We start from the raw sequence: 14,394 nt of genomic DNA, 5'->3' as shown, positions 1-14,394 counted from the left end.
GGCATTTTACGCCAGCGGCCTGCGCTGCTATGCTGCCCGTTCGAATTTATCCGAGAGTGAAAGGAACGAAGATGACTACCCCTTCTTTCGACAGCGTCGAAGCACAAGCAAGTTACGGTATTGGTTTACAGGTTGGCCAGCAGTTGCTGGAATCTGGTCTGCAGGGTCTGCAACCAGAAGCACTGCTCGCGGGTCTGCGCGACGCGCTGGAAGGGAACTCGCCGGCCGTACCGGTTGATGTGGTTCATCGCGCACTGCGTGAAGTGCATGAACGCGCTGAAGGCGTGCGTCGTGAGCGCACCGAAGCCATGGCCGCAGAAGGTCAGGCGTTCCTGCAGGAACATGCGCAGCGTGAAGGCGTGAGCAGCACCGAATCAGGCCTGCAGTTCAGCGTGATTACGCAGGGCGAGGGTCCAATCCCATCACGTCAGGATCGCGTACGCGTTCACTACACCGGTAAACTGATCGACGGCAGCGTATTCGACAGCTCTGTTGCCCGTGGCGAACCGGCGGAATTCCCGGTAAGCGGCGTGATCCCAGGCTGGATTGAAGCGCTGACCCTGATGCCGGTTGGCTCAAAATGGGAACTGGTGATCCCACAGAACCTCGCGTATGGCGAGCGCGGTGCGGGTGCCTCTATCCCACCATTCAGCACCCTGATCTTCGAAGTCGAACTGCTGGAAATTCTGTAATTCCGGACGCTGCAACCCCCCCGGTTGCAGCGTTTTCTTCCGCCTTATTTCTGCTGTAAATTCACCTGCCACAGAGCAAAGCCGATCGCATCTGTCCCTTTGGGCTGAAGCGGATATTGCGCATGCTGCTTAATAAATCCGGTCGCTTTATCACCCGGTGCCGTTTCAAACTGAATGTCGAGCGGGGTGGATGAGGTAATCGGTGCCAGCCGCCAGTTATTGTCCGCCTTCGGCTGAACTTCACCGTGCGCTTTGGTTTCCGCGCTGATGTAGGCGGCAACCACGGAACGGTTCTCATCCGGTGAGGCAAAGGCGATGTATTTATCTCCGGTGCCGGCAAACTTGCCGCCGTAAGCGCGATAGTTATTGGTCGCCACCAGGAAGGTCGCCTGTGGATCGACGGGTTTACCCTGCCAGCTAAGCTGACGGATACGTGAGGCCTCAGGATGGATCAACTGACACTCTGCGTCGTAGCGTGCGGGCTGGGTCACATCAATCTGATAATTAACCCCGTCAATCACATCAAAGTTATAGGTGCGGAAATCCCAGTTGATCAGCGACTGCGTTTTCGTGCTGTGGGGATCGATCTGATTAAACTGGCCCGCTGAGCACTCCAGCCACTCTTTTACCTGCGCACCGGTGACTTTCATGACCACCAGGGTATTGGGATAAAGATAGAGATCGGCCGCGTTACGGAAGGTCAGCGCGCCTTTCTCCACTTCGACATAGCTGGCCGGATCGTTTTTACGTCCGCCCGCTTTAAACGGCGCAGCAGCAGAGAGCACCGGCAGGCGGCCCAGATCCGGATCGCCCTGAATGAAATGCTCCACGTAGGCGCGCTGGGCATTATTGACGATCTGTACCGTCGGATCGTCCTGTACCAGCGACAGGTAGCTGTACATCACATCGGCGGACTTGCCGATGGGCTTCGCCACAAACTCTCGCGTGGCGCGGTGATCGTCAGCCAGTACCTTCACCAGCGCCGGATCCTCTGCCGCCAGCGATTTCTTCGCTGCGGTATCGTAAATTGGCCGCGCCTGTGCTTTGCCGCTGCTCACCTGCCAGCGTCCGCCCTCATTGTTCAGCACCAGGTCAACCACGCCAAGGTGATCGCCCCACATGCCTGGCATCACCGCCGGAATACCGTTCAGGGTGCCGTTGGCGATATCTGCACCCTTGATGTCAGCAAACTCCTTGCCGGGGAAGACCGCATGCGCATGACCAAACAGGATGGCGTTAATGCCTTCCACCTGGCTGAGATAGTAAACCGAGTTCTCCGCCATCGTGTGATACGGCTCGCTGCTCAGGCCGGAGTGGGGAATAGCGATAATCAGATCGGCGCCCTGCGCGCGCATCTCAGGCACGTAGCGGCGAGCCGTTTCGGTGATGTCATCGACGCGTACCTTGCCCTGCAGGTTGGCTTTATCCCACACCATGATCTGCGGCGGCACAAAGCCGATATAACCTATCTTCAGGGTCTGCGTTTTGCCCTCGCGATCAACCACCGTGGTGGATTTGATGAGGTATGGGGTAAACAGCGGTTTGCCGCTCTTCACATCAATCACGTTGGCGTTCACATAGGGAAAGCGTGCGCCCGCCAGCGCTTTTTTCAGGTAGGGCAGGCCATAATTGAATTCATGATTGCCGAGGTTACCGACGCTGTAATCCAGCGTGTTGAGCGCCTTGTAGACCGGATGGATCTCGCCCTCACGTAATCCTTTGGCCGCCATGTAGTCACCCAGCGGGCTGCCCTGAATGATGTCGCCGTTATCGACCAGCAGGCTGTTTTTCACTTCCTGGCGTGCGGCGTGGATCAGCGTGGCGGTTCGCACCAGGCCAAACTTCTCGGTTGGCGTGTCTTTGTAATAGTCGAAATCCATCATATTGCTGTGCAGATCGGTGGTTTCCAGTATCCGCAAATCCACCGTCGCCGCCTGGGTGGCGACGGAAACGCTCAGTGCCAGTAACATCATTCCGGGCTTAAACATGCTTGCTCCTGCTGCAAAATAAATAAGGATCTCAAAATAATGTAAAAGCATGACAGATAGTCATTTTAAATCGTGATGGGTATAACGTTTTGGCGCATCGGTCAGCGACGGATTCTTAAACGATGGAGGCGTAGCGGCACAGGCGTGGCGATAAATGGGTAACTATGATATTGATATATCTATAAATTGAATCGCCAAAGTGCCTGTAAATGGGTACTTCAGGCGGAACTGCTAAAATGTCACTATCTGACGATGAGCTGATCCGGCAGCAGACAGACACAATGAGGTGAAAAATGTTAGAGCAAATCTGCCAACTGGCACGCGAAGCAGGCGACGCGATTATGCAGGTCTATAACGGTGCCGCGCCGCTTGACGTTTCTCACAAATCGGATGATTCGCCGGTGACCGCCGCGGATATCGCTGCACACGAGGTGATCCTCGCGGGCCTCAAAAAGTTAACGCCTGATCTCCCCGTGCTGTCTGAAGAAGATCCGCCAGCCTGGGAGGTGCGTCAGCACTGGCAGCGCTACTGGCTGGTCGATCCGCTGGATGGCACCAAAGAGTTCATCAAGCGTAACGGCGAATTTACCGTTAATATTGCGCTAATCGAAGCAGGCAAGCCGGTAATGGGCGTAGTCTATGCGCCGGTGCTGGGCGTGATGTATTCCGCTGCAGACGGCAAAGCGTGGAAAGAGGAGGGCGGTCAGCGTGAACAGATTCATGTCCGTGATGCGCGACCTCCGCTGGTGGTGGTAAGTCGTTCACATGGCGACGACGATGAGATGAAAGAGTACCTGAAGCAGTTAGGTGAACATCAGACCGTCGCGACCGGATCCTCACTGAAGTTCTGCCTGGTGGCAGAAGGAAAAGCGCAGCTCTATCCCCGTTTCGGACCCACCAACATCTGGGATACCGGCGCGGGTCATGCCGTGGCGATGGCGGCGGGCGCGCATGTGCACGACTGGCAGGGTAAAACTCTGGACTACGCGCCGCGCGAATCCTTCCTTAATCCTGGCTTCCGCGTATCACTGTTTTAACGCTGTCTGAGCGCTCAGCCTGCTGAAGGCTGAAACCCCGGCGGGCGGTGCTCTCCCCACCGGGGCTTCAGCGATTAATCCTTCAGCAGGGAGGTGACCAGCGTAATCACTTTTGTCACTTCATCCTGCGTCAGCGATCCATCCTTCACAAATTTCACCTTACCCTGCTTATCCAGCACCACAATGGCGGAACCGCCCGGCTGTAACTGCCAGGCATGCTGCACATTGCCCTTGCTGTCGACAACAAACTGCGACCACGGATATTGCTGCTTGTTAGTCTCGACGCTGCTGCGCACAAACATGCCCGTACCGGGAATGGCATCATCTGTATTCACGATGGTGGTGGTCTGATAGCGATCATGCGGCAGCTTCGCGGCCTTAATCGCCTCGATCAATGCGGCATTCATCTCTTTAGCGGATGAGCGACCCGCGATGTGCTGAACCACGCGAACTTTTCCGCTGAGCTGCGCGCTATTCCAGTTTTTATAGCTAAACTTATCCTGCTGCAATAACAGCTCGCCTTTGTCGTTCACGCCAACGGCCGGTACCCGCATATCCTGCCTGAGGTCATGAGCCATCACGCTTGCCGGTATCAGTAAAGACAACGCTACAGCTGCCAGAATTATTCGCATTGCTATTTCCTTGAGTGATCAGACCAGTTAGTCATTTTACTGCAATAGTAAGCAGGGATGATGCGCCTGTCCTGGAAAGGTGTCAGGTTTGTTATGGCCGCCACAATTCCTTAACCAACGAAGGTTTATACTGTGTTGTGTGAGCCTGATAACAGAGTGTTCTGTAATGATGTGTCAATTCAGTAAAAAAAATCACTTTTAGGAACATTAGTAGGTTTGAGTGTTCTATAGTTATCGCGAATTCGCGCTTCATGGGCTGGAACCAAATTTGGAAACGGCGAAGCGTGCTTAAAAATGTACAGGAGTTAGTCAGTATGAAGATCTTCCAGCGCTATAATCCGCTACAAATAGCGAAATATGTAAAAACGCTGTTCAAAGGAAGGTTGTATATCAAGGACGTCGGCGCGTTCGAGTTCGACAAAGGGAAAGTATTAATCCCGCGCGTCAAAGACAAACAGCACCTGAGCGTGATGTCAGAAATTAACCGCCAGGTCGTTCGTCTCAAACTTGAGTTCAACTAATCATAAGGGCGCCGATGGCGCCCTTAGTGTCTGGCCAGTCAGGCCATTTTATTTGTCACTCTGAACCTGAGCAGTGCCAACAATTCTCACAGACTACGTCACATTCCGGTTGTTCCGCGCTGTCCGTGTCCAGACTGCTGGTCATTCTACTCTTCTTCGCTTTTTGTCATGCTCAGCACCGGCGGTCGTTCATCGATGCGGGTGACCAGCAACTGATCGATGCGATAGCTATCAATATCCACCACCTCGAACTTGTAGCCAGCAAACTTCACAAAATCGGTACGCTTCGGAATCTTACGCAACATATACATCATAAAGCCGCCGATGGTTTCGTAGTTGCCTGACTGCGGGAAATCATCAATGTCCAGCACGCGCATCACGTCATCAATCGGCGTACCGCCTTCAACCAGCCATGAATTCTCATCGCGCGCCACAATCTGCTCTTCCATACCCTGGCCAACCAGATCGCCCATCAGCGTGGTCATTACATCATTCAGGGTAATAATGCCCACAACCAGCGCATATTCGTTCATGATCACCGCGAAATCTTCTCCGGCGGTTTTAAAACTTTCCAGTGCTTCAGAGAGGGTCAGCGTGTCCGGCACGATCAGCGCCGAGCGAATCTGCAGGCCGCTGTTCAGCGCCATGCTCTGATTACCCAGCACGCGCAGCAGCAGCTCTTTGGAGTCGACATAGCCAACGATATGGTCGATATCGCCGCTGCAGACCAGAAACTTCGAGTGAGGATGCTGGGCGATTTTGGTTTTGAGGCTGGTCTCATCTTCGTGCAGATCAAACCAGACAATATTCTCACGTGAGGTCATTGAGGAGGGAACGGTACGTGACTCCAGCTCAAATACGTTTTCAATCAGCTCATGCTCCTGCTTACGCAGCACGCCAGCCAGCGCACCCGCTTCAACCACCGCGTAGATGTCGTCGGAGGTGATGTCATCTTTACGCACCATCGGCAGCTTGAAAATACGGAAGAAGACGTTAGCCAGGCCATTAAACAGAAACACCAACGGACGCATTATCAGCAGGCAGAAACGCATCGGGTTGATGATGCGCAGCGCGATGGTTTCCGGTGCGACCATGCCGACCCGCTTTGGGGTTAAGTCAGCAAACAGGATAAACAGGCTGGTGACGATGGTGAAGGAGCAGATAAAGCTGAGCTGCTCCGCCAGTTCCGGCGAGACAAACCGGTTAAACAGGCCGCTGAAAACCGGTGAAAACGCCGCATCGCCGACAATACCCCCCAGGATGGCGACGGCGTTGAGGCCAATCTGCACCACGGTGAAGAACATGCCCGGCGTTTCCTGCATTTTCAGCACGCGCTGCGCATTTACGTTGCCTTCATCGGCCAGCAGTTTCAGTTTGATCTTACGGGCGGCCGCCAGCGAGATTTCCGACAGGGAGAAAAAGGCACTGATTACGATCAGTAACAGAATGACAAGTAAGCTATCTAACATATGAGATCCAAAGGGTTATCCACTTGTCATTTTTGGCCTGGGCAGCGTGGGTAAGCGCAAACAGAGTTGGTTTATCCGTGAAACAAAGCTATCCGTGCCAAAAATGTCTGCGCCAGTTCGACAACAAACGACATGTCGGGGCAGAAATGAAAACAGGCGGAATGCCTGTGGTGGCCGATTATAGCAGGAGCGCTCATTGTGCCGCCAGAGGGCAAACTACTGCTTAAGGGCGCATTAGCAGCCGGAGCGGCCGGTTACAGACTCGGATTTATCTGAGTGAGTCATATCGGACTGATCATTCCGACCCGCAGGAGTTGTATCGCTCACCCCATTTACCGACAATAGCCCCGTTATTTGACTTAGATGTCAGAGTTGCTCCGCCGTTTGCCATAAAGTGCGGCTATGATGAGGATGTTGCCGTTGCGGTAGTGCGGGCAAAGAAGATTAATAAGCGCCCCGCGGAAAAGGGGCCGGCATGATTAACAGGAGTACAGGTGCCACGATTTTATGTTTATTGCATGGCTGGCCTGCTGCTTGCCGCGCCCGCCCTTGAGGCGGCGACAGTGCGATTACAGGTAGACGGCTTATCCGGGGATCTGCAAAAGAATGTCAGAGCGCGTCTGTCCACCATCGGCAGCGATGAGGTCTCTAATGATGGCCGCTTTCGCGCGCGCGTTTCTGTTGCGATAAAAGAGGGGCTGCGCGCGCTCGGTTATTACGAGCCCACCATCGATTTTGAATCCCGCCCCGCGCCTGCGCAGGGGGGACGACCGGTATTAGTGGCACACGTAACGCCTGGTGAACCGGTAAAAATCGGCGGCAGCACGATTGTGGTCGAAGGCGATGCGCGCAATGACGCGGATTACAAAGCCTGGGTGAAGCAGGGACGCCCTGAAGTGGGCAGCCAGCTTAACCACGGTCAATATGACAAATTCAAAAGCGGCTTCTCTAATCTCGCACTGCGTAACGGCTATTTCGACGGTACGTTTAAAAAAAGCCAGCTTGGTGTCTCGGTGGAGCGGCGTGAAGCGTTCTGGGATATCGACTACGACAGTGGCGAACGCTATCGCTTCGGCGACGTCACTTTCCAGGGATCGCAAATTCGCGAAGAGTACCTGCAAAACCTGGTGCCGTTTAAAGAAGGGGACTACTACAGCTCCCGCGATTTAGCCGAGCTGAATCGCCGCCTCTCCGCTACCGGCTGGTTTAATTCGGTGGTGGTCGCGCCGGAATTCAGCAAGGGACGACAGACCAAAGTGCTGCCGCTGAGCGCAGTAATGTCACCCCGCACCGAAAACACCATTGAAACCGGCGTCGGCTATTCCACAGACGTCGGTCCGCGCCTGAAAGGGACCTGGAAAAAACCGTGGATCAACGACAGCGGCCACAGCCTGGCGGCCAGCGCCTACGTTTCCGCGCCGGAACAGCAGGTCGATCTCAGCTACAAAGTGCCGCTGCTGAAAAGCCCGCTTGAGCAGTACTACACCTTCTCCGGCGGCCTGAAGCGCACCGACCTCAACGACACCAAAGCAGATACCACGACGCTTGCGATGTCGCGCAACTGGGACAGCAGCAGCGGCTGGCAGAAGGCGGTCAACCTGCGCTGGAGCCTGGATCACTTTACTCAGGGCAGCGTGACCAACACCACTATGCTGCTCTATCCCGGCGTCAGCGTAAACCGTACCCGTTCCCGTGGCGGCCTGATGCCGACCTGGGGCGATTCACAGCGCTATTCGGCAGACGTCTCTGATACCACCTGGGGTTCAGACGTCGACTTCCTGATCCTGCAGGCGCAAAACGTCTGGATCCGTACCCTTGGCGACAGTCATCGCTTTGTGGCGCGCGGCAATCTGGGCTGGATCGAAACCAACGACTTCGAAAAAGTGCCGCCGGATCTGCGCTTCTTTGCCGGTGGTGACCGCAGTATTCGTGGCTACAAATATAAAAACATTTCACCGCGCGATGATGACGGCAAACTCACCGGTGCGTCAAAACTCGCCACCGGATCGCTGGAATATCAGTACAACGTCACCGGGAAATGGTGGGGCGCGGTGTTTGTCGACTCGGGCGAAGCGGTTAACGACATCAAGCAAAGTAACGTCAAAACCGGTGCGGGCGTCGGCGTGCGCTGGTCTTCACCGGTTGGCCCAATCAAATTTGATATCGCCAGACCCATCGGGGATGACGAAGAGCATGGATTACAATTTTACGTAGGGCTGGGGCCAGAACTATGAAGCTGTGGAAAAAGGTCCTGATCGGCATTCTGATCTTTCTGGTCGTGCTGTTGGGTGGGGTGGCATTTTTAATCGGTACCACGCCTGGGCTGCATTTAGTGCTGAAAGGTGCGTCGCGCTGGGTGCCGGGCCTGTCAATCAAGCAGGTCGATGGGGGCTGGCGTAACCTGACCCTTAACGGTCTGCGTTACGAAATGCCTGGGGTCAGCGTCGATGCCGGGCAAATTCATCTGGCGGTGGATCTCAACTGCCTGCTGCACTCCTCCGTGTGCGTTAACGATGTCTCCCTGCGCGATATCAGCGTGGTGGTCGACAGCAAGAAAATGACGCCTGCGGCACCAGCGCCGGAAGAGGAGAGTGGCAACACTAACCTCAGCACGCCATACCCCATCACGCTGCGTCACTTTGGCCTGCACAATATCAATGTCAAAGTTGATGACACCGCAATATCGCTGCTCGACTTCACCACCGGCCTGCAGTGGCAGGATCGTGCGCTGACGCTGAACCCGACCCATATTCAAAGCCTGCTGATTGCGCTGCCGAAAGCGGCGAAAGTGGTCAATGACGAGGTGGTGGAGCCGAAAGTCCAGCAGCCACATCCCGCTGAAAAACCGCTGGGTGAAACGCTGCAGGCGATGTTTGCGCAACCCCTGCTGCCTGAGATGCCTGATTTCCGTCTGCCGCTGGATATTGAGGTGCAGCAGATTCTGGGTGAACAGCTGCGCATTACCGGCGACACCGATATTTCCGTCAGCCGGTTGCTGCTGAAAGCCAGAACCGCCGATCGTCAGATGCAGCTCAGCACGCTGGAGGTGGACTCGAACCTCGGCAACCTGAAGGGTAGCGGTCAGGCGACGCTGGCGGATAACTGGCCTGTCGATTTCTCCCTTAACGGCACAGTGAATACCGATCCGATTAAAGGCGAAAAGCTCGCGCTGAAACTTAATGGCGCGATGCGCGACGAGCTGAAGATGGGGCTGAACCTCTCCGGTCCGGTGAATGCGCAGCTGGACGCCACGACCCAGCTGGCGGTGGCGGGACTGCCGCTGTCACTGAAGCTGACCAGTCCGCAGTTACGCTGGCCGCTGACCGGTCCGGTAGCGTATCAGGCGGATAACCTGGACTATCAGTTCAAAGGCAAAGCCACCGACTATGTGATGTCGCTGCAGACTGCCGTGAAGGGTGAATCTGTACCACCGGCGACGATCTCGCTGACGGGTAAAGGCAACGTTGAGCAGTTCAGCCTCGACCGCCTGCGCGTGGCTGCGCTGCAGGGCAACATCGATCTCACTGCGCTGGTGGACTGGAGCAAGGCGATAAGCTGGCGCAGTGAGCTGACGCTGGCGGGAATTAATACCGCTAAACAGTATCCCGACTGGCCAGCAAGGCTGGATGGCAAAATCACCACCCGCGGCAGTCTGTATGGTGGCAGCTGGCAACTGAGCGTGCCGCAGCTACAGCTGAAAGGCAATGTGAAACAGAACGCCGTGACCGCTGATGGCTCCCTGACCGGTAACAGCTACAACCAGTGGACGGTGCCGGGCATTAAGCTGGCGCTGGGACGCAACCATCTGGATGTTAAAGGCGCGCTGGGCGACAGTCTGGATCTCGATGCCAGTATCGACGCACCCCAGCTCGACAATGCGCTGCCGGGTCTGGGCGGCGTCATCAACGGCACAATAAAAGCGCGGGGTACCCTGAAGGCACCGCAGCTGCTGGCCGATCTTAATGCCCGTGGTCTGCGCTGGCAGCAGATGCAGATCAATCGCGTCACCCTGAATGGCGACGTCCGTTCCGGCGAGCAGGTGGCGGGTAAACTGCAACTGCGCGTCGAGCAGCTGAAGCAGGATGCGCTGAACATCAGCCTGCTGACGCTGAACGCGGACGGCAATGAGCATCAGCATCAGCTGAAGCTCAATGTGCAGGGCAAACCGGTCTCTGGCCAGCTGGCGCTGAACGGCAGCTTTGATCGCCAGACCGAGCGCTGGAAAGGGTCGCTGAACGACACCCACTTTGATACGCCAGTCGGTGAGTGGCGTCTGACCCGCGCCATGGCCATCGACTATCTGAACAGCCGCCAGACGGCCACCATCGGCCCGCACTGCTGGCAGAACCCCAATGCGCAAATTTGTGTGCCGGAGCCGGTTGAAGCGGGCCCGGCAGGCAAGGCGCATGTGGTGCTGAATCGCTTTGACCTGGCGATGGTGAAGCCGTTTATGCCGGATGCGACTCAGCTTAGCGGCCTGTTCAGCGGCGACGTGCGCGTCAACTGGACTGCCGATGGCAGCCTGCCGACCGGTACCGTGGCGCTGAAGGGCAACGGCGTGAAAGTGGTGCAGGATGTGCAGGGCAACAATCTGCCGATCGCCTTTGACACGCTGAACCTCAATGCCGCGCTGCGAAACGGACGCGCCCAGCTCGACTGGCTGATCCGCATCGCCAATAACGGTCAGCTGGATGGCAACGTGCAGATCGACGATCCGCAAAACCGCCGCACGCTGGGCGGTAACGTCAACATCCGCAATGTCTCGCTGGCGATGCTCAATCCGGCGCTGATGCAGGGCGAGAAGATCAAAGGCAGCCTGAACAGCAGCCTGCGCCTGGGCGGCAGCGTGCAGCAGCCGCAGGTATTTGGTCAGCTTGGCCTGACGGGTGTGGATGTGGATGGCAACTTTATGCCGGTTGACCTGACCAGTGCCAACCTGAATCTGGTGTTTAACGGCATGAGCTCCACCCTGAACGGGCTGGTGCAGACCGGGCAGGGCAATATCAACCTCAGCGGTAACGCAGACTGGAGCCAGCTCGACAACTGGCGTGCGCGCATTGCGGCGCAGGGCAGCCGGGTTCGCGTGACCGTGCCGCCGATGGTGCGCATGGATGTCTCGCCGGATCTGGTGTTTGAAGCGACGCCAGCGGCCTTTAACCTTGATGGCCGGGTCGATATTCCATGGGCGCGCATCACGGTGCAGGAAGTGCCGGAAAGCGCCACTGGCGTCTCGTCGGATGAGGTGTTGCTGGATAAACAGCTGAAGCCGATTGCACCGCAAACCGCCGCGATTCCGATTAACAGCAATCTGGTGATCCACGTCGGCAACGATGTGCGACTCTCTGCGTTTGGCCTGAAAGCGAAGCTGAATGGCGATCTGAAAATGGTGCAGGATAAGTCAGGACTCGGCCTGAACGGTCAGATCAACATTCCGTCCGGTCGCTTCCACGCTTATGGTCAGGATCTGATCGTGCGTAAAGGCGAGCTGCAGTTTGCCGGTCCGCCAGATCAGCCTTACGTCAACCTGGAAGCCATCCGTAACCCGGATGCTACCGAGGATGGCGTCACCGCGGGTCTGCGCGTCACTGGCCTGGCGGATGAGCCAAAAGCGGAAGTCTTCTCCGATCCGGCGATGTCGCAACAGGAAGCGCTTTCCTATCTGCTGCGCGGTCAGGGATTGGGCAGCGACGGCGACAGTAACGCCCTCACTTCAGCACTTGTTGGCTTAGGGGTTGCACAAAGTGGGCAGGTTGTGGGTAAAATCGGGGAGACATTCGGTGTCAGCAATCTCGCTGTTGATACTGCCGGTGTTGGCGACAGCCAGCAGGTGCAGGTCAGCGGCTATGTGCTACCGGGTCTGCAGGTAAAATACGGTGTTGGCATATTTGATTCACTGGCGACGTTAACCTTGCGTTACCGCCTGATGCCTAAACTCTATCTGGAAGCCGTGTCCGGTGTGGATCAGGCTCTCGATTTGCTCTATCAGTTTGAGTTTTAGCAATGCGAATAATTGTCTACGGCAGTTTACGGCGCAAACAGGGAAACAGTCACTGGATGACGAATGCGCAGTGGCTGGGTGATCACCAGATTGAAGGCTTTGAGCTTTACAGTCTGGGCCATTATCCCGGCGTGATTGAGGGCAATGGAGCGGTACATTGTGAGGTGTACCGCATTGATGCCTCAACCCTTGCGGAGCTGGATGCGCTTCGCACCAAAGGGGGAGAGTACAAACGTTATCTGACTCAGACGCCGTTTGGCAGTGCATGGCTTTATGTCTATCAACGCTCAGTGGCAGGACGCCAGCGCATCATGAGTGGTGACTGGCTGAAGCGCGATGAGGAGCCAGAGGCCTGAACAAAAACACCGTCCATCCGGACGGTGTTTTTTTTTCGACTCACAAACCGGCAGCAGAATTACTTCTTCTGTGCGCGCTCGTAAGAGGAGATGATTTCAGCTTTAGCGGCTTCGGCATTATCCCAGCCATCCACTTTCACCCATTTGCCTTTTTCCAGATCTTTGTAGTGCTCAAAGAAGTGGGTGATCTGTGCACGCAGCAGTTCTGGCAGGTCGTTCACATCTTTGATGTGATCGTACTCTTTAGAGAGTTTGGTGTGCGGAACGGCAACCAGTTTGGCATCTTCGCCAGACTCGTCGGTCATTTTCAGCACGCCAACCGGACGGCAGCGGATCACTGAGCCTGGAACCAGTGGATACGGGGTCGGAACCAGTACGTCAACCGGATCACCATCCAGAGAAAGGGTATGGTTGATGTAGCCGTAGTTGCACGGATAGAACATGGCGGTAGACATGAAACGGTCTACAAACAAGGCACCAGACTCTTTATCAACTTCATATTTGATCGGATCAGCATTCGCTGGGATCTCAATGACAACGTAGATATCTTCTGGCAGGTCTTTACCTGCTGGCACCTGGTTCAAACTCATCTGGCATTCCTTCAGTAGTCGTATGTTGAGTGTCGGCTATTATAGCCAACTGACTCTGAAAGTATGCCCCCTTTTTGGCGTTTCGGAATGCGCCCAAACGCTACTTAGCCGCCACAAACAGCGAAACAATGCCTGCGGCAATCAGTGGTCCTACCGGCACCCCACGGAAGAACGCCACGCCAATCACCGTACCAATCAGCAGACCACCAATCACCGAAGGCTGGACGCTCATAAAGTTCACGCCACGGCCGCCCAGCCAGGCGACAAAGATCCCCACCAGAATCGCCACAATCGACTTCCAGTTAGCAAACGACTTGATCAGCGCAGAGGCGGGCAGTGAGCCGCTTGCCAGCGGGGCCATCACCGCCACGGTAAGAATAATGATGCCTAAGGTAATGCCCTGTTTTTCTACGTAGGGGAAGAACTGAGCCAGCGGGGTAATTTTAATCGCCAGCAGCACCAGAATTGAAATTGTGACCGCGTTGTTGTGAACGAAATAACTCAGCACGGCAAGGCAAATCAGAATGATGGTCGAGGCGTAAGCAGCCATGGTTTCTCCCTGAAGGTTAATGAGCGCGCTGACTTCAGCCAGCGCAAAAACCGGTTATCGATCAGCAGTCATCGGGGTTAGCACAGCTGCCTTTACCAAGTGACTGCAACATCAGTGCCTGATTGCGCACCAGGCTCAGGCTCTGATCGCTCAGCGCCACGCTGCCCAGCGAGCCTTGTGAACTGAGCTGGCTGCGGCTCGCCTCAAGCCAGCTGTCGCGGTAGCTCATCCAGGCGCGTTGCGCGGCACGCAGTTTGTTTTTAGGTTCGCCGGAGAGGGTTTTCATCAGTTTGTTGTACTGCTTATTCATCTCCTGATCCCAGGCCCGATTGGCCGCAGCGTAGCACTGGTTCATGGCAAGGGTAGTCGAGGCGTCATTGAGGCAGCGATCGGGCGAGGCGTCTGTCGGCAGATCCTCTGCCAGCACCGCTGTGCTGAGGCACAGCAGCATCAGAAGTAATCCTGGTTTCATTCTTTTCTCCGGATAACGGATAAGCGGCGATTAGCTTGATGGATGTTCCCGTGATGATCAAGTTGTTAACACTAATCAGGGTTAAAGTT

Annotated in this window: 12 protein-coding genes; 6 read left to right on the top strand and 6 right to left on the bottom strand. The window is 55.7% G+C overall.

The features are described from left to right. The first annotated feature begins 71 nt into the window (after positions 1–71). Complete coding sequence (gene fklB, locus HFD94_RS13410) at positions 72–692, top strand: FKBP-type peptidyl-prolyl cis-trans isomerase (protein ID WP_010256433.1); 621 nt, start codon at positions 72–74, stop codon at positions 690–692. Positions 693–736: 44 nt separating this feature from the next. Here fklB and HFD94_RS13405 read toward each other — a convergent pair whose 3' ends face one another. After that, positions 737–2,680 (bottom strand): bifunctional 2',3'-cyclic-nucleotide 2'-phosphodiesterase/3'-nucleotidase, encoded by a 1,944-nt coding sequence (locus tag HFD94_RS13405; RefSeq protein WP_050680379.1) that lies wholly within the window; start codon positions 2,678–2,680, stop codon positions 737–739. 293 nt (positions 2,681–2,973) lie between these two features. Between HFD94_RS13405 and cysQ the strand changes: the two genes are divergently transcribed. Next, the gene (gene cysQ / locus HFD94_RS13400) at positions 2,974–3,717 is read left to right on the top strand and encodes a 3'(2'),5'-bisphosphate nucleotidase CysQ (protein WP_010256437.1); all 744 of its coding nucleotides are present in this window, start codon (positions 2,974–2,976) and stop codon (positions 3,715–3,717) included. 74 nt (positions 3,718–3,791) lie between these two features. Here cysQ and HFD94_RS13395 read toward each other — a convergent pair whose 3' ends face one another. Continuing rightward, entirely contained in the window at positions 3,792–4,349 is a 558-nt protein-coding gene (locus HFD94_RS13395) for a YtfJ family protein (protein WP_010256439.1), read from the bottom strand. 314 nt (positions 4,350–4,663) lie between these two features. Between HFD94_RS13395 and HFD94_RS13390 the strand changes: the two genes are divergently transcribed. Further along, on the top strand, positions 4,664–4,870 hold the full coding sequence (locus HFD94_RS13390; protein WP_003855513.1) for a DUF1107 domain-containing protein: 207 nt from the start codon (positions 4,664–4,666) through the stop codon (positions 4,868–4,870). A 146-nt stretch (positions 4,871–5,016) separates the two neighbouring features. On the opposite strand, the gene HFD94_RS13385 is transcribed toward HFD94_RS13390, so the two are convergent. Continuing rightward, complete coding sequence (locus tag HFD94_RS13385; protein WP_010256442.1) at positions 5,017–6,339, bottom strand: hemolysin family protein; 1,323 nt, start codon at positions 6,337–6,339, stop codon at positions 5,017–5,019. A gap of 518 nt (positions 6,340–6,857) precedes the next feature. On the opposite strand from HFD94_RS13385, the gene HFD94_RS13380 reads away from it, so the two are divergent. Genes HFD94_RS13380 through HFD94_RS13370 form a run of 3 tightly spaced genes read left to right on the top strand, consistent with a single transcriptional unit; the run spans position 6,858 to position 12,693 of the window. Then, positions 6,858–8,573 (top strand): autotransporter assembly complex family protein, encoded by a 1,716-nt coding sequence (locus tag HFD94_RS13380; RefSeq protein WP_154210861.1) that lies wholly within the window; start codon positions 6,858–6,860, stop codon positions 8,571–8,573. Next, positions 8,570–12,337: a translocation/assembly module TamB domain-containing protein gene (locus HFD94_RS13375; protein WP_033758895.1), complete on the top strand. Its 3,768-nt coding sequence runs from the start codon at positions 8,570–8,572 to the stop codon at positions 12,335–12,337. The genes HFD94_RS13380 and HFD94_RS13375 overlap by 4 nt, the downstream gene beginning before the upstream one ends. Before the next feature lie 2 nt (positions 12,338–12,339). Beyond that, positions 12,340–12,693, top strand: coding sequence for a gamma-glutamylcyclotransferase (locus HFD94_RS13370; protein WP_010256451.1), 354 nt, complete (start codon positions 12,340–12,342; stop codon positions 12,691–12,693). Between the two features lie 59 nt (positions 12,694–12,752). Here the strand turns inward: HFD94_RS13370 and ppa are convergent, their stop codons facing one another. From ppa to HFD94_RS13355, 3 genes are all read right to left on the bottom strand, one after another. Then, on the bottom strand, positions 12,753–13,283 hold the full coding sequence (ppa, locus tag HFD94_RS13365; protein WP_003855519.1) for an inorganic diphosphatase: 531 nt from the start codon (positions 13,281–13,283) through the stop codon (positions 12,753–12,755). Positions 13,284–13,383: 100 nt separating this feature from the next. Continuing rightward, entirely contained in the window at positions 13,384–13,833 is a 450-nt protein-coding gene (locus tag HFD94_RS13360; RefSeq protein WP_003855520.1) for a DUF441 domain-containing protein, read from the bottom strand. Positions 13,834–13,894: 61 nt separating this feature from the next. Beyond that, a complete protein-coding gene (locus HFD94_RS13355; RefSeq protein ID WP_167433198.1) occupies positions 13,895–14,305 on the bottom strand; it encodes a lysozyme inhibitor LprI family protein in 411 nt (136 codons plus the stop codon). Positions 14,306–14,394: the final 89 nt, after the last annotated feature.

The sequence above is a fragment of the Pantoea sp. EKM20T genome (assembly GCF_011800485.1).
In the GTDB taxonomy this organism is placed as follows: Bacteria; Pseudomonadota; Gammaproteobacteria; order Enterobacterales; family Enterobacteriaceae; genus Pantoea; species Pantoea agglomerans.
This window is presented reverse-complemented; position numbering and strand designations above follow the sequence as displayed.

What these genes read in the sequence shown, in the direction of transcription:
- HFD94_RS13360 (WP_003855520.1), bottom strand. Translation starts at nt 13,833, where the DNA reads ATGGCTGCTTACGCCTCGACCATCATTCTGATTTGCCTTGCCGTGCTG.
- fklB (WP_010256433.1), top strand. Translation starts at nt 72, where the DNA reads ATGACTACCCCTTCTTTCGACAGCGTCGAAGCACAAGCAAGTTACGGT.
- HFD94_RS13405 (WP_050680379.1), bottom strand. Translation starts at nt 2,680, where the DNA reads ATGTTTAAGCCCGGAATGATGTTACTGGCACTGAGCGTTTCCGTCGCC.
- HFD94_RS13390 (WP_003855513.1), top strand. Translation starts at nt 4,664, where the DNA reads ATGAAGATCTTCCAGCGCTATAATCCGCTACAAATAGCGAAATATGTA.
- HFD94_RS13380 (WP_154210861.1), top strand. Translation starts at nt 6,858, where the DNA reads ATGGCTGGCCTGCTGCTTGCCGCGCCCGCCCTTGAGGCGGCGACAGTG.
- HFD94_RS13375 (WP_033758895.1), top strand. Translation starts at nt 8,570, where the DNA reads ATGAAGCTGTGGAAAAAGGTCCTGATCGGCATTCTGATCTTTCTGGTC.
- cysQ (WP_010256437.1), top strand. Translation starts at nt 2,974, where the DNA reads ATGTTAGAGCAAATCTGCCAACTGGCACGCGAAGCAGGCGACGCGATT.
- HFD94_RS13395 (WP_010256439.1), bottom strand. Translation starts at nt 4,349, where the DNA reads ATGCGAATAATTCTGGCAGCTGTAGCGTTGTCTTTACTGATACCGGCA.
- HFD94_RS13370 (WP_010256451.1), top strand. Translation starts at nt 12,340, where the DNA reads ATGCGAATAATTGTCTACGGCAGTTTACGGCGCAAACAGGGAAACAGT.
- HFD94_RS13385 (WP_010256442.1), bottom strand. Translation starts at nt 6,339, where the DNA reads ATGTTAGATAGCTTACTTGTCATTCTGTTACTGATCGTAATCAGTGCC.
- HFD94_RS13355 (WP_167433198.1), bottom strand. Translation starts at nt 14,305, where the DNA reads ATGAAACCAGGATTACTTCTGATGCTGCTGTGCCTCAGCACAGCGGTG.
- ppa (WP_003855519.1), bottom strand. Translation starts at nt 13,283, where the DNA reads ATGAGTTTGAACCAGGTGCCAGCAGGTAAAGACCTGCCAGAAGATATC.